Below are 21,305 nucleotides of genomic sequence, written 5' to 3' on the forward strand. Positions count from 1 at the left end.
AAGACAGGGGTCAAAAAATGAGGAAAAAGGCCGATCGCCTCGATTAAGTGGGCAAATGGTAGCCATAATTACTCCTAATCCGGGTAACCAGCGGGTAAGGTAGACTTGCTTTTGGCGGCGCAATCTTTGAGGATTTTCTATGACGAAGCTAGGGGTGAGACTGCCATTGGCCGTTTCCCCTGAAGAAGTTGAGAACTCTTGGCTCCTGGACTCTCGTCCATTGGGTCGGACAATCCTAAATTCTGTTGTGGAAAATCCCAAACGATGCAGACAAACCCGGGCAACCAGGGTTTACTAAAGGGGATAGATAGGGTTATGGTGAGAAAGAGGCTTTAGATTCACTTGCTTTTCCAACGGTGGGCATTAACAGTGGCAAATGGCAACCTATCGGGACGGTTACGACGATCGCTGGTGGTTTATACGGCATTGGGGATGCTCTGCATCGGTGCAATTATTTCGATCGTCAGTATCGGGTTCCTTTCTCATCATCTCAACCAGGACCGGCACCAACAGGTCCTTTTAGCAGCCCAAACGAAAAGTCAAGCCCTAGAGCAGTATTTCTGGCAGGTGGCGGCGATCGCGCAACAGATTTCCCGGGACAACACCCTTGAAACATCGAATCAATCCCTTGGGGGTGATTTAACCCAGGGGTTACAGTTGAGTTCCCCCCTGTTGGTGGATGTCCTCCAACAAGCCCCAAAAATAGTGGGGATGACTCGGCGCGATCGCCAGGGTGAGGTGATGGTACAGTTAGGGATGGAGATTCCCCGGGCCTTGGGGTCGGAATCGGCGGCGGATACCCCTGAAAAAATCTCCTTCCAGCCGGTGCAAGTCGGCAACTCCTCTTATTTGCTCGTCACTGTAGCCCGAGTTAACCCGCCATCCCCAGAACCCCAGGGGACTGATTTATTCTTATTCACCGTCTCGGAAATCGAAAGAGTTTTACAGGAGTTTATCCCTACAGGTCAATCCCTAGAAATTGCCTTAGCACGAGTCAATAATGGGCGGAGCGATCGCCTGCTGCCGTTCCTCGCTTATACCGATGAAGCCGGTTTGATGCCCCTGGGACCGAATATGCGGCTTTTGGGATTGCAGAACGAGAACATGACTCACCAACGGACTGTCCGATTCCTGAACACCCGTTTTCCCGGTTCCGAAGCGGTGGCAGTTGCTCCGATTCCCAGTAGCAACTGGGTGGTGTTGGTACAACTTTCCTCCACTCATGTAGAGGCAGGTATTCAGCAGATGCAGTGGTTAGTGGCGGTTACGGTGGTCTTATTACTCTTAGGCACGGGAGTAATCGCCCTTTTGTTATACCCCCTCACTCGTCCGATTCTCATTCATGCTGATCAATTAGAACAGCAGTTGCAAGCGAATATGACATCTTTGGAACGGGAACTGCAAGAACGGAAGCGCACGGAACGACTATTAGCCGCCCATGCTCGGGAAAGTGCGGTGATTGCCGGATTAGGACAGTGGGCACTGGCGGGGATGGAGGTGATGAGCCTGATTGAAGAAGCAGCGGAAGAAGTTCTGCATACCCTCGATAGCGATTGTTGTTGCTTGTGGGAATTGTTAAGCGATCGCCAGGAATTTGCATTAAAAGCCGGTGGGGGATGTTGTCAAGATGCGATCGGGTCGGTAACCCTAACGGTAAATACAGAATCCCAAGAGGGTTATACCTTATTGGTAAATCAACCGATTTTATGCCTGAATTTCCAAGAGGAAACCCGTTTCACTCCCTCGCCCTTTTTGTTAGAACGCGGTATTGTGAGTGGGATTACAGTGCTGGTACATGGACAAACGGGACCTTATGGGGTTTTGGCGGCTTATAGTACGGAACGCCATCAGTTTGATTTAGAGGATTTGCACTTTCTACAGGCGATCGCCAATGTTTTAGCGGCGGCGATCGATCGCCAGAACCGAGAACGGGCTTTGTGTGAGAGTGAAGAACGGTATGCTTTAGCCGTAGCGGGGGCGAATGATGGACTGTGGGATTGGAATTTGATCACCAACCGGGTGTATTTTTCCCCCCGTTGGAAATCGCTGTTGGGGTATCAGATTGCTCAGGGGGAGAAGATTTCTGAGCATGACTTGGTTTACCATCCAGAAGAGTGGTTTAGCCGAGTTCATGCGGATGATATCGATGCGCTGAAACAGGCGATCGCCGATCATCTGGCTGGAGTTACCCCTCACTTCAAAAGTGAACATCGGATTTTAGATGTCGAGGGACAGTATCGCTGGATGCTGTCTCGGGGTCTGGCAGTGCGTGATCGCGAGGGAAACCCCTATCGCATGGCGGGTTCTCAAACCGACATCAGCGATCGCAAAGCCACAGAAGAAGCCAATATCCGTCTGGCTGCCTTTCCCAAATATAACCCCAATCCCGTCCTCGCCTGCGATTTTCAAGGAGAAATTCTCTACGTCAATCCTGCCACCGAACGAGTATTAGAAGAATTACGCCTGGGACTGGCAACCGGCTTTTTACCCAGGAATCATCGGGAACTGGTCATCACCTCCCTCAAGCAGGGAAAATCCGGGTGGCAGGTGGAACGTTTCGTCCAGGATCGGCTATTTTATTGGTTGTATCATCCGATTCCTTCCCTGAATATTGTGCATATTCACGTTATGGACATCACCGATCGCCAGAATGCCCAAGATACCTTACGTCATGAAGCCCTCCATGATAGTCTCACGGGGTTGCCAAACCGGGCTTTTTTCCTAAATCGCCTCACTTCTGCCCTAACTCGGGCAAAAATTCAACCCGATTATCAGTTTGCGGTGATTTTTTTAGATTTAGATCGATTTAAAGTGGTCAATGACAGTTTAGGGCATTTTATTGGGGATTGCCTGCTCGTTGCTTTGGCAAAACGCCTGCAAAACTGCGTGGGTTCCGGTGACATTCTAGCTCGGTTTGGGGGAGATGAATTTACCATTTTAGTCGAACATATCCCAAATATTACAGCGGCAAGCACCTTGGCTGAAAAGATCCAAACTGCGCTGATTTCTCCCTTTAATCTGAAGGGTTATGAAGTCTTTACCTCGGCAAGTATGGGCATCGCCCCCAGCAAACCGGGATATGAGCGTCCCGAAGATTTACTCCGGGATGCGGATATTGCGATGTATCGTGCCAAAGCCCGAGGCAAAGCGCGATATGAAGTGTTTGACAGCACAATGTTGGAAAATGCCGTAGCTCAATTAAACTTAGAAAATGATTTGCGGCGCTCTATTCTCAAAAATGGTGAACTGCCTCTCCCCACTCCGACACCCACCTCAGAATTTCTCGGGAAAGATATCACCAAACCTGCCTCTAGTTCAGTCATTCCCTATGCTTCGAGTTTAGAAGAAAAAACAGATAGTCAGCCCTGTTTAGAACCAGCGGAATTCCTGCTCCATTATCAACCGATTGTGGCATTAGATACGGGGCTCCTCTCAGGATTTGAAGCCTTAGTGCGCTGGCAACATCCGGAACGCGGGTTAGTGTATCCCGGGGAATTTATCCCGGTGGCGGAAGAAACGGGGTTGATTTTACCCTTAGGGGAATGGGTGTTGCGGGAAGCTTGTTTGCAAATGCAACAGTGGCATGAGCAGTTTAAGACGCCAGAACCGTTGAGTATTAGTGTTAATTTATCGGGGCAGCAGTTGGGACAACCGGATTTATTAGATCGCATCGATCGCATTTTAGAAGAAACCCATCTGGACCCGAGTAGTTTAAAGTTAGAAATTACTGAAAGTGTGTTAATGGAAAATGCAGCATTAGCCGCGAAGTTACTGGAAAAATTGAGGGCGCGCAATATTCATTTGTGCATTGATGATTTTGGCACCGGATATTCTTCCTTGTCTCATTTGGCGCAATTTCCCATTAATACCTTGAAAATTGATAAATCATTTGTGATGGGAATGGAGGGGGATAATGAAAGTTCGGAAATTGTCCGGGCGATCGCCACCCTCGCCCATAATCTCGGGATGTACGTCACCGCCGAAGGGGTGGAAAAAGAGCAACATTTAGTACAGCTTTGGTCCTTGCACTGCGATTATGGACAGGGGTATTTTTTCTCCCGAGGGTTGGACTCGGTGGCAGCCCAAAAATTGCTAGAAAAATCCCCTCGGTGGTAACTCTCTTCCCCATTTTTCCCGGGGTTTCATATCACAAAACCTGACATTTGTCAAGGATTAAAATAAATCATCAAGAGACGAGGGGAAATCGTCTCGGGGAGGGACCTGGCGATCGCCCAACTCAGAAGGGGGGCGATCGCTACTCCAGGCCCACCAAACACAACCGCAGTTCCCACACTCATAAAACTCCTGCCACTTGCGACGGTGGTTTTCGGTATAAACCGGCGATCGCCGGTTAATCCAAACCCGTTGCGCCTGCATCGAGGTCGCATGGCAAGAAGGGCAGTCGAACTCGTGAGCGTGAACTGCCTTCGTTGTCCATTCCGGTGGAATTGGCTCAAAAGCTTCCATGTCTTCAACTTCACTCATTAAAATGGCCGATAGCTGCCCTAATATTCCCTCGAAGGGCTGGTTTTGTCCCAACCCACTCCAAAGGAGGAACGAATCGCACTATCGTATTCTATTGTAGGACGCTCTGGGCGTTTCTTTGCGAGTTCTCCCAAACTCTAACTATCCCTACTCTCAACCCGAATCTGTCTATCATGGATCCATCACCCGAAATTTTCCGATTATTGGACTTGATGCCTGCATCGGGTCGGATGCTGTGCAAAATTGTCAATAAACCGCAACAATCCACGGCGATCGAGAGTTCCTTTCCCCTGCCTTGGGCCAGGGAACGACCGATTTATATTAACTTTGACCTCTGGCGTAAATTATCCAGACCCCAAAGAGATTTGTTACTTCTGAGAACCGTGAGCTGGTTATTGGGGGTGAAATGGTTTAAACCGGACTTATATCAAGGGGTGGTGATTGCTGGATTGTTAGGCACTCTGGTTGAACTCGTGGAAGGAGATGCCGTAGGAGTGGTTACTGCTGGAGGGTTAACGGCCCTGGCAGGCGCTCAAATTTGGCGAAGCACCCACCGCAGCGATCGCGAAATAGAGGCGGATCAAGCGGCGATTCAAATTGCCCTGAGAAGAGGCTATAACGAACCGGAAGCGGCTAGACATTTGTTGAGTGCGATCGAAACTGTTGCCACCCTCGAAGGAAGACCCGGGTTAGATTTTATGGAACTGATTCGCATCCAAAACTTACGGGCGATCGCCGGACTTTCCACCGTCGGCATTCCTGAAGAGGGGATTCGAGAATAGGGGAAAGAACGAAGGATAAACCATCAAGGTAGCGGGCGAGGAACCCGGTTTCTTGTCCGGGCAAAAGTTAGAAACCGGGTTTCTTCACCATCTCTGTAGCAATGGGCCACAAAATTAGGCCAGAAACCCGGTTTCTTTGTCCCTGTAAGCGTTTACTTTGTTGAGCAATCTGTTATCGGGGCCCGGGTTCGATGACTTCACGAATTCGATAAATCGGTCGTTGCTGCGATTCATGATAGGTTCGCATCAATAACTCAGCCAAGAGGCCAAAACTAAACAATTGCACCCCTGCCAAAAGCAGGACCACGGCCAAAATCAGTAAGGGGCGATCGCCAATACTTGCCCCAAATCCGAGTTTGAGAATCGTTAAATACAATCCCAATCCAAAACCCAAGACCATAGACATAATCCCAAACCCGCCAAAAACGTGCATAGGACGGGTGAGAAATTTTTTCATAAAGAAAACGGTCAATAAATCCATCAAGACCCGAATCGTTCGGCCTAATCCGTACTTGCTTTTACCATAGCGCCGCGCATGGTGACGGACTGGAATTTCGATAATTCTCGCCCCTTCAATAAATGCCAAGGCGGGTAAAAACCGATGCAATTCACCGTACAGATTCATATCCGCCACAATTTCCGTGCGGTATGCTTTTAAAGAACAGCCGTAATCGTGCAATTTGACCCCGGTTACCCTGCCGATGATGGCATTGGCAATTTTAGAAGGAAGCAAGCGAGTGAGGGCAGCATCTTGACGATTTTTACGCCACCCGCTGACGAGATCATATCCCTCATTTAACTTCATTAGCAGTTCGGGAATATCGGCGGGGTCATTTTGCAAATCCCCATCCAAGGTGACGATAATCGGCGATCGCGCCGACTTAAATCCCGCCGCCATTGCCGCCGATTGCCCATAATTGCGGCGCAAAATCACCGCTACTAGGTCATTTCGCTTTTGCGCTTCTTGCTTGAGGACTGCGGTGGAGCCATCGGTGGAGCCATCATCCACGCAGATCAGTTCATAATTAAGTTGGGCATCACTCAGGGCCTGGGCGATCGCACTGATCAGGTGCGGCAGACTCTCCACCTCGTTGTGAATCGGGACAACGACGGATACATCTAGGGGGGAAAGCGCCGGTTCGATGCGGGAAGGGTGCAAAGCGGGTGAAATTTCCATTTATCTGTAATAATCAAACTCAATAGTTGGATTTTCCCTTCGGGGTAAAATCGATGAGCAAGTGGAATCAATCTGGATTACAGGAATATCGAACCCCAAGGAGCAAGTATCTATTATGACGCCTTGCTGGGGTTTTTGAAAGGATCGGTAATTTTATTCTGATTTCATCATGTCATGTTTTGGGAACCTCTCCTCCCAGTTTACCCGGATCAAAATTTTACCCTCCACTGGAGTCTGGCTACTCTTCCCGAGGACGACGCTCCAGTAAAGGTTAAAAACTATTTTTTCACAACCCACTGCCCTCAAAGCAGTCAATCTAGGCAAACCCTCAATGTTTTGTCCTGGGAATAGAGCCAGTCTAAATGAATTTGACCTAGAGAAAGCAAGCTTTCTGGCTCCCACTACCCGATTATCAGTCTGGGATCCATTGCCAGAAGGATTAAGGTTCGCTCTATGATAAAACTGGCTGGATACTTTAGGAAATCTTGCGTAAAATTTTGACAGGGCAATTCTACCTTGAATGCCAATTAATCCCCTACCTAGTGACGGTTATTACAAAGTATTAATTGAATTGAAAAACTCCCCCTTCTGGGGACTGCATTTTTAAGTAATTAGGCAATACTTTTAAAGCCTGAACTTCTAATATCCATGTTTGTTAATCCACCTTAATTCCATGACTTTAAAAACTGTTGATGCTATTCTATCCCGTGCTTTAGCGGGAACCGATATTTCTCCAGCAGAAGCGGCAATCTTACTCCAGGAAACCGACCCGGAACAGGTGGCGACGATTGCCCAGGTTGCGGATGAACTCCGGCAAAAACAATCGGGTAATTCGGTCACTTATGTGATTAACAGAAATATTAACTTTACCAACATTTGCGAGCAACATTGTAGTTTCTGTGCTTTTCGCCGGGATGCGGATGAAGAGGGAGCCTTTTGGCTGGATTGGGGAAAAATTCTGGAAAAAACCACCGATGCGGTGCAACGGGGAGCAACGGAAATTTGTATGCAGGGCGGTTTGCATTTGGAGGCTAAAATTGATGGAAAATCTTTGCCTTATTATTTGAAGCTAGTGAGGACAATTAAAGATGAATTTCCGGATTTACATTTGCACGCTTTTTCTCCCCAAGAAGTCCAGTTTATTGCCCGGGAAGACCAAATAAGTTATGAGGAAACGATCGCCAGGTTGCAAGAGGCGGGAGTGGGTTCCATGCCGGGAACTGCTGCGGAAGTCTTGGACGATCGCATCCGAAATATTATTTGCCCGGAAAAAATTAATACCGAAACTTGGCTAGAAATTGTCAGTACCGCCCATCGCTTAGGATTACCTACGACTAGCACGATGTTGTGTGGACATATTGAAACACCGCAGCAACAAATCGACCATTTGGAAAAATTGAGAGCACTTCAACAAACTGCCTGCGATCGCCACTATCCCGCCCAAATTACCGAATTTATTTTACTCCCCTTTGTGGGAGAACAAGCCCCGGCACCCTTACGCCGTCGCGTCGGTCGAGATCAACCCATTCTAGCTAATACCTTGCTCCTAACTGCGGTTTCCCGAATCTTCCTCGGCAACTGGATTTCCAATCATCAACCGAGTTGGGTAAAACTGGGATTAGAGGGAGCAACAAAAGCCCTCAACTGGGGATGCAATGATATTGGCGGCACCTTAATGGAAGAACATATTACGACAATGGCAGGTGCGAAAGGGGGCAGCTGTATGGAACCCGAAACCCTGCGATCGGCGATTACCTCAATTAACCGCCCATACCAACAAAGACATACCCTTTATTACCCCATAACTGCCCCCATTTGCCCTTAAAAAAATCTGATTGCCCGAATCAACAGAAAATCATCCGGTTTAGGCTAAATTCGATGAAACTAAGCGGAACTGATTTTCACTCTACTTCCGTCTACTGGGCCAGTACAGCATTGGGAAAAATACCAAGTTTTTTGATAAAATCCGGAGCAATTTGCCGCTTTCTGTGGGGGGTGAAACCGAGTTTTTTGTCCCTTTTATCGAATACTGTACCCCTGTCCTACGGATTCACCCCAGGGATGTAAAATAGTCCCTGAAATTGCTACTCAAAAAACCTGGGTATTCCCTCCCTTTGATTCTTCCTACAGTTGGTTCCGGGACTCCCCACCAACGGGGGTGTGCCTGTGGGCGGATCCCTGATTTTTGAGAATTGGGGGAGGATACCCGAAAGAAAGTAACAGTTTACGTTAAATTGTCAATTGCACTCCTGACGCTCGGTAACATCATGTCTGAGACTAACTCTGAGATCCAAGACACTAAAGAGACCCCAAAATTCAAACTGGAGAAACAAAAAGTTTCCATCGGGATCGCCGCTGTTGCGGCGGTCCTGTTACTCGGTGGAGCAATTACGGCATTTTGGGCGATCGCCCAAAAACGGCCTTTACCTGAGATTCCAGTGGGTGCCGAACTGATCCCTGAAGATGCGTTGATGACCCTTTCCCTGACTACCGATGCGGGACAGTGGCAAAGAATGCGCGAATTGGGGACCCCGGAAAGCCAACAGTTGCTGGATAACTACCTGGTGCAGTTGCGCGATCGCTACCTCACCGCCAATGGATTCCAGTATGAACAAGACATTCAACCTTGGGTAGGGTCCGAAGTTACCCTGGGGTTTTTACCCCCCTTCCCGGTGAATGCCTCTGGAGAAGATAACGAAATCGTGCCCTCTCCCGCAGCATTTTCGGGTCGCCAGTCTCTCCTGATGGTGTTACCGATCGCCAATCCCAATCGCGCTAAGCAAATACTAGAATCCGCCCAACCTCCACAAGGCGGCAGATGGGTCCCTCGGACTTACAAAAATATAGAAATTAAGGAAACTCAAGGGGTGGCGGATGAGAATCGCTTTTCAGTCACCGTTATCGATGGGCGCTATTTAGCGATCGCCAAGGATAGCGAAACCATCAACCGCGCGATCGACACCTTCCTCGGCGAACCCTCCATCGTTGATGCACCCGGTGCGATCGCCGCATGGCAAAAAATCGAAACCTCCCGACCCTTTGGCCGTTTTTATGTGAACGTCCCCGTCGCTGCTGCCGTTGCCTCGTTAAACTCCGATCGCGCCGTTCCCGAAGAAATTGCCCAGCAGCAACAAAACCAAGGATTCGCCACCAGTATCACCCTCCAACCCGAAGGCATTGCCTTTGATACCGTCGCATGGCTCAAACCCGATAGCGAACGCAAATATGCTGTCGAAAATAATGGCAAAACCATGACAACGCGCCTCCCTGCGGACACCTTAATGATGATGTCGGGAGGCAATTTACAGCGCGTCTGGCAAGATTATAGCCAAGGAGTGGCAACCAATCCCCTGTCACCGATTGATCCCCAATGGTTGCAAACGGCGATCCGAAATACCACGACCCTAGATTTAGAAAAAGACTTACTCCCCTGGATGCAGGGGGAATTTTCCCTGGCGATGCTGCCACCGCCAGAAAACAATACCTCGTTTTTTCCCGTGGGGGTGGTATTAATGGTCCAAGCCAGCGATCGCCGTGCGGGGGAGGCGACTCTCTCTAAGCTCGATCAGGTCATGAGTGAACAATATAACTTTAAAGTTGAACCTGTCCAGATTGGCGAACAGCCTATAGTCAAATGGACGGCACAAAATGGTTCCGTAAGCGTGAACCACGGCTGGTTAGATGGCAATGTAGCCTTTATCAGCATTTTGGCCCCCGTTGCTGAGAGGATTATCCCCAAACCGCAAACTCCCCTGGCGATGAGTCAGCAATTCCAAAGTGTGGTCCCGTTAGAACTTACTCCTAACAACGGCCATTTTTTCATGGATATGGAACGCACACTCAATACCAATACTCCGGCATGGTTGCAACTGCCTCCCCAACAACAAATTGCCATTAATGCGATGCGGGCGATCGGGGTGACTGCGGCAATTGAAAACCAACGCACCACTCGTTATCAAGTGTTTGTAGCGATGAAAAAAACGGGGAGTAGACCCGAACCTCTCCCCCCTGCCACCCTTCCCGGCGCACAACCGGCAACCCCATCTCCTACCCCTGAAGCACAACCCACTCCAGAGGTAGAGACTCCGAGTAACCCCGAGTAATAGAGACTGGCAGGGGCGATCGCGGTTACGGGGGGATTTCCTCGGAATCCGGTTGTCAAAGTCTATAAAAACCCCCACCCTTGAGGGTGTGGGTTTTTTCCAGCCCAAAAATCCCCCAATGCGATCGCCTCTGAAAACTCCGGTGCCAAATTCACAGGTTTGAGCCGCCCCAAGAATGGTTAGGATGGAGATAACTAGAATGTCTCAATCTAAACCGATGGGAGAATGCTTGTGGACCTCAGTAGCCTTCAGAATTGGCTAGACAATACATCCTTCTGCGTCCTATTCATCACCATGTTGTTGTATTGGATAGGTGCAGCATTTCCGGGAATTCCCGCTTTGTGGCCCTTGGGGACCAGTGGCATGGCGATCGCCAATCTCTGCATCGCCACCCTTCTTGGTGCCAGATGGATCGAAGCGGGATATTTTCCCTTAAGCAACCTTTATGAATCCCTATTTTTCCTCGTCTGGGGAATTACCACGATTCATCTCATTGCGGAAAATATGAGCCGCAGTCGGTTAGTTGGGGTGGCGACTGCCCCAGTGGCAATGGCGATTACGGCATTTGCTGCCCTCACTTTACCTGGGGAAATGCAGCAATCCGCACCCCTGGTCCCGGCATTGAAATCTAACTGGTTAATGATGCACGTCAGCGTCATGATGCTCAGTTATGCCACCCTGATGGTGGGTTCCCTGCTGGCGATCGCCTTCTTAGTCGTGACTCGGGGTCAAAATATCGAACTGCGCGGCAGTTCCATTGGGAATGGGTCCTATCGCAGCGATCGCTACCGCCTCCAACGTGCAGGAACCCCCATTCCGGCAGTCGAAGGACCAACCCCCACCCCGGAATTTGCTACCGAATTCTCCGGCAACAACAACAGCAAGGGTCTCGTGGGCAACGTTGCGGTTCTTGATGTCGTACAAGTTGACACCTCAGCACAAAGCGCTACCGCAACCCTTCAGGCATCTCTCTCTCCCCAACGCCTCAGTCTCGCCGACACCCTGGATAACATCAGTTACCGGATTATTGGATTAGGCTTTCCCCTCCTCACCATTGGAATCATTGCCGGTGGAGTTTGGGCAAACGAAGCCTGGGGTTCCTACTGGAGTTGGGACCCGAAAGAAACCTGGGCATTAATTACCTGGTTAGTCTTTGCTGCCTATCTTCATGCGCGCATTACCCGAGGTTGGCAAGGACGAAAACCAGCAATTTTAGCCGCCGCTGGGTTTGTCGTAGTCTGGATCTGTTATCTTGGGGTCAATCTTTTGGGTAAAGGGCTGCATTCCTACGGTTGGTTTTTCTAAACCGTCAGCACAAAGCGGTTATGGGGTCCCATCAGGAGTCGCTCCCACGGGGCGATCGCCCTTTACGCACATACTGAATATCAACCCCATAACCGCAGCCGGGAAACTGTCAAATTAATAGAACAAGGGAGATAGAAATGGATCAGCAATTTGAGGCGCTCGGAAACGAAGACGTCCTGTCTACCAGTGGCAGCAATCTAATGTTTCAATGCACGTTCAAAGTCAGTGAACTCATGGACTTGCTGCAAACGAAATTAGAAGAAGAAAGTTTATTTACCGAGGGCTTAGAATGTGAAGTGTTAAGTCCGGGCAAATACTGGCGACGAGGAAAAGTTCAACTGCGTCTAGAATTTTGCCCAGAAGACAGTAACCCTGTTCAAAATCATCTCAGCGGTTTTGCCGAACCTTCCGCTCTGAAGCAGGAATAGTTAGAAATTCTTTTTCCCTTACCTTAGCTGGGAAAAAAATACAGGATTGGCTAAGATTATTTATATCGCAGGTATTCGCTCGATTTTCTTATCCAATCTCAACTCAGCAAGATAACTGATGGGGTGCGTTACACAACCTGAACGCACCCTATTTCATGGAAAATTATCTCAACCTCACCTCACTATTTTGTGTTCAGTCAGACAAGGAGGAATAAAACAGTGGATGAAACCTGGATAATTTTGAATTCAGAAGAGGATGTAATTTCTCAAAAATTCAATTCCGAAAATCAAATTGAGGATTGGCCGTTCAATTTTACGGGTATTGAAATCCTTGATCACGTCCGAGAGCAACTGAGTGAGGACGAGCAAGTTTTTATTGATGGGTTTGAGTGTAAAGTCCTCCAACCGGGGAAAGAATGGCAGACTGGCAAAATTAGAATCAATGTAGAATTTTGCCCGGATGACCCCACGGAACCAGATTCTCCCCTTGATGACATTCGGAAAATGGACCGTTAGAATCAAGCAGGAGTACGGATCGACTCTTCAAAGTCGGCGATCTCATCATTGCCAACTGGCCCCAAGTAAAAGGAGCCTAGGGGACCATTACAAACATTTTCCCCAATGGCAAATTGGTGATTGAGTGGGAGCCAGGAAAGTTAGGAAAATCGGGAGTAATTCCCCCTAGTGCGGCTCTATTGGAGGGGGTGATTGCCTCGCTGATGCCAGAATGCTCCACTCCTTCCGAAGCCCTCGGAATCAAAGCAGGCAAAATCTGGAATCCAACCCTCCACGCACTCCCCTGGACTCCCGAGGAATTAGAGCGATCAACCCCGGTTGATTTGGAGACCGGCGGATCAGAGGATTGGGAAGGGGTGCGCGATCACCTCGACTCCCACCCCTTCTGCCGAATCGACCATTTGCCAGAGGAATATCAGGTTTTATGGTTCGATTGGGCGGTGAGCAAAGAGTAGTGATTCGGTACCCCCAGCCTGTGATAATGTTGTTAGTTATTTTTGGGGGCAGACAAATGAAAATATTGGGAATAGCAATCGCGAGAACTCTGCTACTTAATCTGGCTGCATTTATCTACTTGCTAGAACCTTTAGCCGCCCACCCGTTCCTAGGCTCCCTCATTAACTCCCTCATCTTCATTTTCGCGGTCGCTTATATCAATCAATGTATTGACTGGAAGCGCCAGGGTTCTCGAAGATTGCTAGATCTTGTCAATCTTCAAAAGGCCAATCTAAGGCACGGAGTGGAGGGTTTCGTCATTCTAAGTTTGGCTGGTTCTTTTGCGGCGTTGGGGGAGGGCTTTTACCAGGGATACACGAAAAGCGGCACCAATAGCCTGGTCGAACCAGAAATGTATCAGCCTTCAGATACCCAAGTGGGGTTGGTAGCAGTGATCATCATGGAAATTTTGATGGTAGCGCTCTACATCTTTAATGAGCGCCACAAGCAAAAAGCTGCAACAAATAAGCAATCTCGTAAACCAGGCAATATGGTGAAAATTTTAGGAGTCGCGATCGCCAGAACCCTGCTACTGAATCTCGTGCTGATCCTCTGCTTGGTCCTTTTTTTTTCATGGCCTTCACCATTCCTACCCGCCATTACCCTTATCTTCATAGTTACTTATACTAATCGGTACTTTGAGTGGAAGCGCCAAGGGTCACAAAATCCCTTCGGTCTCCTCAATCCCCGAATATCGAACTTAAGGCATGGGATAGACGCTTTCATTATCACGAATCTAGTCGGCTTTATCGCAGGATTGGGAGAGATGGGGTATCAGGCTTACCTGGAAAGCATCACTGACGGAATGACCGAAATTCCGACATATCAGCCAACGCTTGATGAGATCGGGCTGGCGGTGATCGCCGTGGAGATTTCAGTGCTGGCCCTCTACATCTTTAATGAATGCCAAAAGGAAAAAGCCCACAAAAAGAAGCTCGCAAAAGCCAAGCGCGAGCCTCTCAAGTAATTGTGTAAGTCAAAACTTAGGAGATCAGCTCGCAGTTTTGTAGTATTCATGAGCAATTTCCTGGAAACGCTTTGTGTCGGTCAATTTCCAGTTCATACTACTACAACATATAAGTGCTTCAGACGCGAAATCGAAAAGATAATCAACAAATTTCATCAACTGAAAAATAAAACATCGAGAATAAATGGGTAAATTTGGATTTAGAAAGTGATGTAATTTCTCAAGAATCAAATCCAAGAAAAATGAGTTTGCCAGATTTTTTTACCCTGGCAAAGCTGCTTGAATACTGGCAGCGTCAAACGGGCGAGCCCCTAAAAAACTTTTTTCTCAATGGGTGGGAATGTAAAGTTCTCCAACCTGGAAAAGGATGGCAAACTGGAAAAATGAAAATCCATATAGAATTTTATCCCGATCGCCCCACAGAACCAGATTCTCCCCTGGATGAAATTCGGAGAATGGACAGTTAGGATAAACAACCGATGCTCAATCACCTATGACTCAATGGACGCCTCTCCATGTCAAACTCCATCGAACTTTGCGACAGCGCGGGTTATTGTCACCAGCCGATCGCATCTTAATCGCCGTTTCCGGTGGACAAGACTCCCTCTGTTTAGCTCAATTGCTGTTAGATTTACAACCTAAATGGAATTGGCATCTGGCGATCGCCCATTGTGATCATCAGTGGCGTAGTGATTCCACTCCCAATGCCAAATATGTGGAAACTCTCACAAAGCAGTGGCAGTTACCCTTTTTCCTCCAAACTGCGGGCACCGAAGTCCCCCACACGGAAGCCGGTGCGCGAGAATGGCGCTATCATGCCTTAAGCGCGATCGCCGAATCCGAAGGCTATCCCACCCTCGTCACGGGTCACACCCAGAGCGATCGGGCAGAAACTCTCCTGTTTAACTTAATGCGGGGCACCGGTGCCGATGGATTACAAGCCCTTTCCTGGGACCGGCACCTCACTCCCACCCTCCGCCTGGTGCGTCCCCTCCTGGAAGTGAGCCGCGAAGAAACTGGCCGGTTTTGTCACCATCGAGAGATTACGATATGGGAGGACTCCACTAATCTTGATATCACTTATTCCCGTAACCGCATTCGTCAAGAGTTGCTCCCTTACCTCACTCAACAGTTTAACCCCGGTGTAGAGCAACATCTCGCACAAACTGCGGAACTCTTACGCGCTGAGGTGGAGTATTTAGAAACCCAAGCTAGGGAATTGTTAGAGCAATCTTTATCACAAAGTGAGCCAGTTGTCAAGGGGGAATTGGCCGGAATTACCCAGAAAATCAATCGACGCATTTTGGGGACTGCACCCCTGGCCCTCCAGCGCCGTGCCCTGCGGCAACTGTTGCAGCAACAGTTACCGAAAGCGCCGAATTACGAGCAAGTAGAGAAAATGACGGCTTTAATTGAGGCCCCGAACAAAACTCAAACCGATCCCTTTCCCGGAGGGGCGATCGCCCGGGTAGAGGGAGATTGGATCATCCTGACAACCCAGGGGAGATGAAGGGACTGCTCAGAGCACCCCCTCCCTTGCGGATGCTATGATGCGGCCAACTCAGGCGACTGGGAAGTAATTAACCCCGTGAGGAGGTCCCGCAACTGGGTGACTGCCTGCTGTTGATGACCCTCAGTCTCCTGGACCTGAGTTAACAAGCTGCTAACTTCTTCCAATTTAGCCTTGAGTTCATTGAGCTTATCTTGCAGTGGCTGCAACATCTCCTCATAATTAGTGACTCGACCCCGCAATTGAGCCGCGCTAGAACGCAGTTGAGCCAACTGTGCCTCGAATTGCTCGATCGCCTGCCGTTTCCCATCCATTTGATTGGCGCGATCGCTCACCTGACCCTGAACCGCTTCGAGAGACTGTCCAGTTTGCTCAATCTCCTGTTTAATCTGAGCCAGTTGCTCATCCCAGCTTTGTTTCTGTTGGTCAATTTGTGCCAACACCGGATCCAGAGGTTGAGCTTGTTTAATCGGCGTCGCATCCCCATGACCTTGACGACGAGCCAAAACCGCTTGGTGGTGAGTCAAGGTTTCTTGACGTTCCCGGAGGTTTCGGCGCTGACCCACCAAGGTTTGGTCTAACATTTGATAAGCTTCCTGCTCATCGGTTAAATTGCGCTGAATATTCCAGCGATCGGAGTCATTCGCACTCGCCAACTGTCGCTCTAGCTCTTGAATCGTCTCCCGCTGTAACTTCAACTCCTCTTCTTGACCATTCACAAATTGAAAAATTTTATCCAAATCGTGCTGGAGATTTTGTGCCAACCCTTGCAGTTCTTCAAGGGGCATCCGTTCCAGGGCTTCTATATCCACCTTGGGAACAACAGCCACCTGTTCAAACATCTCCGAAAGTTGAACCAATTGTTCCCTTAAAACCACTTGGTTTTGCACCTGAGCATCCAGAGTATTCGCCTGGTTTTGCTGAATCGAAAGCGTCTTTTCCAGGAGTTTCAACTGGGAGTGAGCCTCCGCTAAATCGAGCTGATTTTGTTCCCACTCGTGACGTAAGCGCCCTAATTCTTGTTGTTTAGCCTCCGCTTCTTGTTCTTCTACCTGCGCTTGGGAACGATGTTGTTCCAGACGTTGCCAATGTTCATCCAGAACCGCCTGCTGTGAGGAAATCTGTTCTAGGACAACTGCAATCTGTTCCCCCAAGGAGGCCGTCGGCGGGATCGTTTGGGTCAAATAATCGAGCAATTCCTGAATGTGAGTGGCGAGTCCCTCGTCCAACTGAACAGACTGTTGGGATTGAGCCAGTTGCGCCTCCATACTCTGTTTTTCAGACTGGAGTTTTTCCAGGGCCGCATCCAGTTCCTGCTGCTTGGCTTGAAGTCCATCGCGAATGCGTTGTGCTTCTTCCGAGGAGCCTTGAATTTCTTCGCGTTGGGACTCCAATTGAGCGATTTCTTCTTCTCGAACTTGAAGTTCCATTTCCCGGCGCTGGAGTTCCTGACTTTGGTAAGTCAGCGACTGCATCCACTGCTCAATTTCTTCTTCCTTGGTTTTAATTTTTTCTTGGCCTCGGGAGAATCCCTGCAAAATACTGACCAGACGATTCGCCGCCTCTTCAATATTGCCTTTAATTTGTTTATTAGGACTCAGATCGACGAGTACCAGAGTCCCCGCATTCAAATTATTGGCATCGTCCGCTGGGATCGTCTCCGATCCGGGTACTGCTGCCCAACTTTGTTCACCTCGCTGACAGGCGAGTAGTTTGAGTTCCGCTTTACCGCTACCCAGGCCAAAGCCGCTTTTCTGTTTTTGTACTTCTGCTAGATAAAGCACGCCGATCTTCCTCTTCCGTTTCTATGCCGAATTCTGATTTAAACCAATACTTTGATACGTTTTTGGTAACCTGAGTTAACCGCTTAATCAGTTGAAGACTGGCCTCAACTCACCGTATCAATTCCAGAAACAATCGGGTTTTTCTTGCAAAAACAGCAAGAATTAACCGTTAGAAAACTACTTTTAGACTACCTGTTGTTTAGGGTAAATCGTGCTAAACAATCAGGATATATTTGGGTGGGTTTAAGAGCCAACTTGCAAACCAATCCGGTTGCGACTTTATCCATTCAACTGCTCTATTCATTTTGATAAATCTGTGCCTCCTTGTTGACCCTGTTTGGCTCGACTTTAGTGCTAGATCCGCAGTCGTTTTAACTGTAAATTTTTTAATGTGAGGGGGAAATGATTTAACCCTTTGGAAGAGGGCATTTAAAATAATTCGGTTTAGGGCTATATCCGCCGATATCTGGACTAATAATAATTGAACTAATGTCAGATTAGGGATATCGGTTGGGCCTAAATTCCCGGGGTCTGACCCACTTATTTTTTGGGGGTAGAGAACACAATCAAAGTTAGCAGACAATGACCGGCTTAATTGAATCTTGCGAAAAGGATTCAAGGGAATAAGTTCTGGGCTTTTGGGCATTTTTGGTGCGTTTGATGTGGCTTTCATCGGTTAAAAACCTGTCTGAAACCCCGGGGGTTATGGTGAGAAGGGGATAGATTTTTTCGGGGATTTAATTCCGTTGGAACTCTCCGAAACCTGGATATGCTCCTTCAAACCGGGTTACCTAGATGTCTGATTTGGAGACGAGTCTGGCAACGGCTGAACAAGGCGATCATCTGAACTAGGGGGTATTCATTCGGTGTTTACCCGGTAACAGCATGATTGACTTTTTTCAGCATTGTAGCCGGTAGGGGTATCACCCGTTCCTTCCCATTGGGAGGGTTGCTGACCTCTGATCAGTCTATTGGGGGAGATTCCCCAAACGTTAACTGCGTTTAGTGCAGTCGTATTATGGCCTACTTAAATGGTAGCGTATCTTAGCATTTGTTAGCATAAGCTCACCTGTTGATCAACCCCAACGATGAGTGGAGTTTGACGGACAGCTGAGTTTTTTGACCTCCGGTGAATGGTTAGAATGATCTGGGTGGGTTAGGATGACTCGAACCCAGGCGATCCCCGAGGGGCGATCGTTGCGCCGATCCCTAACAGTAAACCAGACCGGGGAGAACTTAGATCAGCGATCGCCTCAATCAAGCTCGGCGATCGCCCCAAACAAGTGGGGAGAGGTTGACCTATAATCAGAACGAACACTGTATGTAGATCGCTCCGGTGGAGATCCCCAACTAGGTCAGTAGCCGATCTATCTGCTGTTGTCTGCGCTTTTAGGGTTCAAACAGCGCCTGGGAGAGTGGTGGTCCCAGAAGCCCGACTGGACCTTCTGGCTGACCCTTCACCCACCGCTGGCAACAGAAAAAGTCTAAAAACTTGGAACACACAGATGGCAACGACGAGTCAGAACCTATAAAGGCGTATCATACCCTATCAGGGAAGCGATCGCATAAGGTCAAACTCGGTTGAATGGTAGACCCCGGAATCTCCCATCGGCCAAGTACCGGCAGAGAAAGAAAATTTGGTTCTATTGTATCAGGCCCAGGACCGTTTAAAGCCAGTGGTTGCACAACCCCCAACCCCGGGAGTGGTCGCAACCGACGAGTTCTCGGGTGGGAATAGGCCCGGGGAGGATCTCATCCCGCTTATTCGCGCATCATAACAATCGGTGTTCACCGTTCCAATACCGGGGAATAAGAGGGTAAAGTAAAAGGATAGCTGTGGCAATTCTAATCGGGCTGCTCTTACCCTGCACCTCAAATAGAGGCTGATCTTCTTTGAAGATCCCAGGTCAAGGCATTGTCAAGGTGTCACAACCGGAGCAAAACAACTACCTGGATCAGATATCTTGCAATTGGGCTTACCTTATGATAGGGAAATCTGCTTGTCATTATCTGTCACTGATGCTGTGTTAAGCGCGCTCAACCCTTCTAAAAAGTGTGGGTTCAACCGGGCTACAGCAATATAGCCTTCTGGGTTAACGCAGGAGTCTCACCTGATTTCAGGGGTTCCCCAAGCAGACCCTTATTCTGGCGGCTCTGGCGATAGTAACGGCCTGCTTAACTCAGAATAAATGAAATAGCGCAGCCCAAGTTCCAGGCTTTCAGTCAACAGGGATTTCAGGCATCCCATACTTTCAGGTGAACAGGAGTGTATTCCCTACCCCTGCGGGCCTTACAGCACGGTCGGGTTCAAACGGTTTTAAGGAGAAAATTTTAGTGGCATGCAGGGAAATTTGAATGAAATCGATATTCGGAGCATTCTACAACTCATTGAACTGGGACAGCGAACCGGAGAACTGTTTGTAGAAGCTTATGGGATTAACTCCGGCAATACCTGTGGCGGACGCGATAACGTGCGTGACTCCTTGGTATATCGCTATCCTTACCGAGATAAGCGATCGCGCTCCTGTGACCAATCCTGGTTTGTGTTCTTAAACAATGGACAAATCATTTATGCCGCCAATACGGATAGCAGCTTATCCCGATTGCGGGACTTCCTGCGGCGCTATAACGCAGAATCCGCCTTAGATAGCATCACCAACCTCTCCATATCTGCAACCAATGCCCTAGAATATGGCTATTTATGGGCCTTACTCGAAAACCACATCCTCACCCCAGCGCAAGGACGTAGCATCATTCAGGGCATGGTTCGCGAAACCCTCTTCGATCTACTCAGCCTCCACCAAGGCTCCTTTATTTTTGAAATGGGTCCCGCACTCGCGCCGCAACTGACCACCCTGGAGATTGCGCCCCTCGTGACCAAAATTATCAAACAGGTCCAGGAGTGGAAACAGTTTCATCCCCATATCCAATCCCCAAATCAATGCCCGGTGATCTCCGATGCCGCCCAGATGCGGGAAGCCCTTCCGGAAAATACCTTTAATAACCTCAATCGCTGGGCAGATGGGACCACCAACCTCCGCCAAATGTCCCGGTACCTGAATCGCGATATCTTAACCGTCGCCCGTGCCATCTATCCCTTCGTTCAGTTGGGATTGGTCCAACTCTTTTATCCCAACTCATCCTTGAATGGCAACGGGTTGGAAGGATGCGATGTCGATCAGGGATTTAAAATTCCCCGGGTGGTTTGTATCGAAGATGACATCACCGTGGGTAAAACCGTGGAAGCAATCCTCGCCCAATATGGGTATGAAGTAACCGCCTTGATGAATCCCCTCAAAGCCCTGAGTTTAGTCTTCCACCTCAAACCTGACTTGATCCTGTGCGATATTACCATGCCCGAACTGGATGGGTATGAAATCTGTGCGATGCTTCGTCATAGCAGCGCCTTTCGCCAGACCCCTATTGTGATGCTCACGGGCAAAGATGGCTTTATCGATCGCGTCAAAGCTCGGATGGTCGGAGCCACAGACTATCTCACCAAACCCTTCGGTTCCAGTGAACTCTTAACCATTGTGGAAAAATATATTGGCCCTGGTGACCCCGATATTCCTGAACCGGACCGGGTATTAGCTCAGGTGATCGAAGCCGAACTCTAGTCTCAACGAGGGATGAGCATCGTCAAGGGCCAGTCACACCCAGGGCGATCGCGGCTCAAAGCCGGATCAACTTGAGTCCGGGAGGACCGCCTAGGGTAGCAACCCGGTGTTTTGACAAAATCTTGGGCATAGAACA

Annotated in this window: 16 protein-coding genes; 12 read left to right on the forward strand and 4 right to left on the reverse strand. The window is 48.9% G+C overall.

Annotated elements, in window-relative coordinates:
- The first annotated feature begins 369 nt into the window (after positions 1 to 369).
- The gene (locus NG795_RS19300; RefSeq protein WP_367290276.1) at positions 370 to 4,116 is read left to right on the forward strand and encodes an EAL domain-containing protein; all 3,747 of its coding nucleotides are present in this window, start codon (positions 370 to 372) and stop codon (positions 4,114 to 4,116) included.
- A gap of 57 nt (positions 4,117 to 4,173) precedes the next feature.
- Here NG795_RS19300 and NG795_RS19305 read toward each other — a convergent pair whose 3' ends face one another.
- Entirely contained in the window at positions 4,174 to 4,467 is a 294-nt protein-coding gene (locus tag NG795_RS19305; protein ID WP_367290319.1) for a hypothetical protein, read from the reverse strand.
- A 191-nt stretch (positions 4,468 to 4,658) separates the two neighbouring features.
- Between NG795_RS19305 and NG795_RS19310 the strand changes: the two genes are divergently transcribed.
- Positions 4,659 to 5,267, forward strand: coding sequence for a DUF3318 domain-containing protein (locus NG795_RS19310; RefSeq protein ID WP_367290277.1), 609 nt, complete (start codon positions 4,659 to 4,661; stop codon positions 5,265 to 5,267).
- 172 nt (positions 5,268 to 5,439) lie between these two features.
- Here NG795_RS19310 and NG795_RS19315 read toward each other — a convergent pair whose 3' ends face one another.
- Positions 5,440 to 6,444, reverse strand: coding sequence for a glycosyltransferase (locus NG795_RS19315; RefSeq protein WP_367290278.1), 1,005 nt, complete (start codon positions 6,442 to 6,444; stop codon positions 5,440 to 5,442).
- Between the two features lie 673 nt (positions 6,445 to 7,117).
- Between NG795_RS19315 and cofH the strand changes: the two genes are divergently transcribed.
- The 9 genes from cofH (at position 7,118) to tilS (ending at position 15,768) form a co-directional block, all read left to right on the forward strand.
- Entirely contained in the window at positions 7,118 to 8,269 is a 1,152-nt protein-coding gene (gene cofH, locus NG795_RS19320; RefSeq protein ID WP_367290279.1) for a 7,8-didemethyl-8-hydroxy-5-deazariboflavin synthase subunit CofH, read from the forward strand.
- A 442-nt stretch (positions 8,270 to 8,711) separates the two neighbouring features.
- On the forward strand, positions 8,712 to 10,547 hold the full coding sequence (locus NG795_RS19325) for a DUF3352 domain-containing protein (protein ID WP_367290280.1): 1,836 nt from the start codon (positions 8,712 to 8,714) through the stop codon (positions 10,545 to 10,547).
- A gap of 231 nt (positions 10,548 to 10,778) precedes the next feature.
- Positions 10,779 to 11,852, forward strand: coding sequence for a c-type cytochrome biogenesis protein CcsB (gene ccsB, locus NG795_RS19330; RefSeq protein ID WP_367290281.1), 1,074 nt, complete (start codon positions 10,779 to 10,781; stop codon positions 11,850 to 11,852).
- Between the two features lie 137 nt (positions 11,853 to 11,989).
- Positions 11,990 to 12,280 carry a KGK domain-containing protein gene (locus tag NG795_RS19335; RefSeq protein ID WP_367290282.1) on the forward strand — a complete coding sequence of 97 codons (291 nt, stop codon included), beginning with the start codon at positions 11,990 to 11,992 and terminating at the stop codon, positions 12,278 to 12,280.
- A 219-nt stretch (positions 12,281 to 12,499) separates the two neighbouring features.
- Positions 12,500 to 12,796 (forward strand): KGK domain-containing protein, encoded by a 297-nt coding sequence (locus NG795_RS19340; RefSeq protein ID WP_367290283.1) that lies wholly within the window; start codon positions 12,500 to 12,502, stop codon positions 12,794 to 12,796.
- Between the two features lie 203 nt (positions 12,797 to 12,999).
- On the forward strand, positions 13,000 to 13,251 hold the full coding sequence (locus tag NG795_RS19345) for a hypothetical protein (RefSeq protein ID WP_367290284.1): 252 nt from the start codon (positions 13,000 to 13,002) through the stop codon (positions 13,249 to 13,251).
- Between the two features lie 26 nt (positions 13,252 to 13,277).
- On the forward strand, positions 13,278 to 14,258 hold the full coding sequence (locus NG795_RS19350) for a hypothetical protein (protein ID WP_367290285.1): 981 nt from the start codon (positions 13,278 to 13,280) through the stop codon (positions 14,256 to 14,258).
- A 242-nt stretch (positions 14,259 to 14,500) separates the two neighbouring features.
- The gene (locus tag NG795_RS19355; protein ID WP_367290286.1) at positions 14,501 to 14,725 is read left to right on the forward strand and encodes a KGK domain-containing protein; all 225 of its coding nucleotides are present in this window, start codon (positions 14,501 to 14,503) and stop codon (positions 14,723 to 14,725) included.
- A 26-nt stretch (positions 14,726 to 14,751) separates the two neighbouring features.
- Entirely contained in the window at positions 14,752 to 15,768 is a 1,017-nt protein-coding gene (gene tilS / locus NG795_RS19360; protein WP_367290287.1) for a tRNA lysidine(34) synthetase TilS, read from the forward strand.
- Between the two features lie 35 nt (positions 15,769 to 15,803).
- Here tilS and hmpF read toward each other — a convergent pair whose 3' ends face one another.
- Positions 15,804 to 17,552, reverse strand: a complete 1,749-nt coding sequence (hmpF, locus tag NG795_RS19365; RefSeq protein ID WP_367290288.1) for a pilus motility taxis protein HmpF — start codon at positions 17,550 to 17,552, stop codon at positions 15,804 to 15,806.
- A 1,156-nt stretch (positions 17,553 to 18,708) separates the two neighbouring features.
- Positions 18,709 to 18,870 (reverse strand): hypothetical protein, encoded by a 162-nt coding sequence (locus tag NG795_RS19370; RefSeq protein WP_367290289.1) that lies wholly within the window; start codon positions 18,868 to 18,870, stop codon positions 18,709 to 18,711.
- Between the two features lie 1,021 nt (positions 18,871 to 19,891).
- Between NG795_RS19370 and NG795_RS19375 the strand changes: the two genes are divergently transcribed.
- Complete coding sequence (locus NG795_RS19375) at positions 19,892 to 21,169, forward strand: response regulator (protein WP_367290290.1); 1,278 nt, start codon at positions 19,892 to 19,894, stop codon at positions 21,167 to 21,169.
- The last annotated feature ends 136 nt before the right edge of the window (positions 21,170 to 21,305 follow it).

Source organism: Laspinema palackyanum D2c, assembly GCF_025370875.1.
Classification (GTDB): Bacteria; Cyanobacteriota; Cyanobacteriia; order Cyanobacteriales; family Laspinemataceae; genus Laspinema; species Laspinema palackyanum.

What these genes read in the sequence shown, in the direction of transcription:
- NG795_RS19375 (WP_367290290.1), top strand. Translation starts at nt 19,892, where the DNA reads ATGCAGGGAAATTTGAATGAAATCGATATTCGGAGCATTCTACAACTC.
- NG795_RS19335 (WP_367290282.1), top strand. Translation starts at nt 11,990, where the DNA reads ATGGATCAGCAATTTGAGGCGCTCGGAAACGAAGACGTCCTGTCTACC.
- NG795_RS19350 (WP_367290285.1), top strand. Translation starts at nt 13,278, where the DNA reads ATGTTGTTAGTTATTTTTGGGGGCAGACAAATGAAAATATTGGGAATA.
- NG795_RS19355 (WP_367290286.1), top strand. Translation starts at nt 14,501, where the DNA reads ATGAGTTTGCCAGATTTTTTTACCCTGGCAAAGCTGCTTGAATACTGG.
- NG795_RS19325 (WP_367290280.1), top strand. Translation starts at nt 8,712, where the DNA reads ATGTCTGAGACTAACTCTGAGATCCAAGACACTAAAGAGACCCCAAAA.
- NG795_RS19310 (WP_367290277.1), top strand. Translation starts at nt 4,659, where the DNA reads ATGGATCCATCACCCGAAATTTTCCGATTATTGGACTTGATGCCTGCA.
- tilS (WP_367290287.1), top strand. Translation starts at nt 14,752, where the DNA reads ATGACTCAATGGACGCCTCTCCATGTCAAACTCCATCGAACTTTGCGA.
- NG795_RS19345 (WP_367290284.1), top strand. Translation starts at nt 13,000, where the DNA reads ATGCCAGAATGCTCCACTCCTTCCGAAGCCCTCGGAATCAAAGCAGGC.
- NG795_RS19305 (WP_367290319.1), bottom strand. Translation starts at nt 4,467, where the DNA reads ATGGAAGCTTTTGAGCCAATTCCACCGGAATGGACAACGAAGGCAGTT.
- NG795_RS19315 (WP_367290278.1), bottom strand. Translation starts at nt 6,444, where the DNA reads ATGGAAATTTCACCCGCTTTGCACCCTTCCCGCATCGAACCGGCGCTT.
- cofH (WP_367290279.1), top strand. Translation starts at nt 7,118, where the DNA reads ATGACTTTAAAAACTGTTGATGCTATTCTATCCCGTGCTTTAGCGGGA.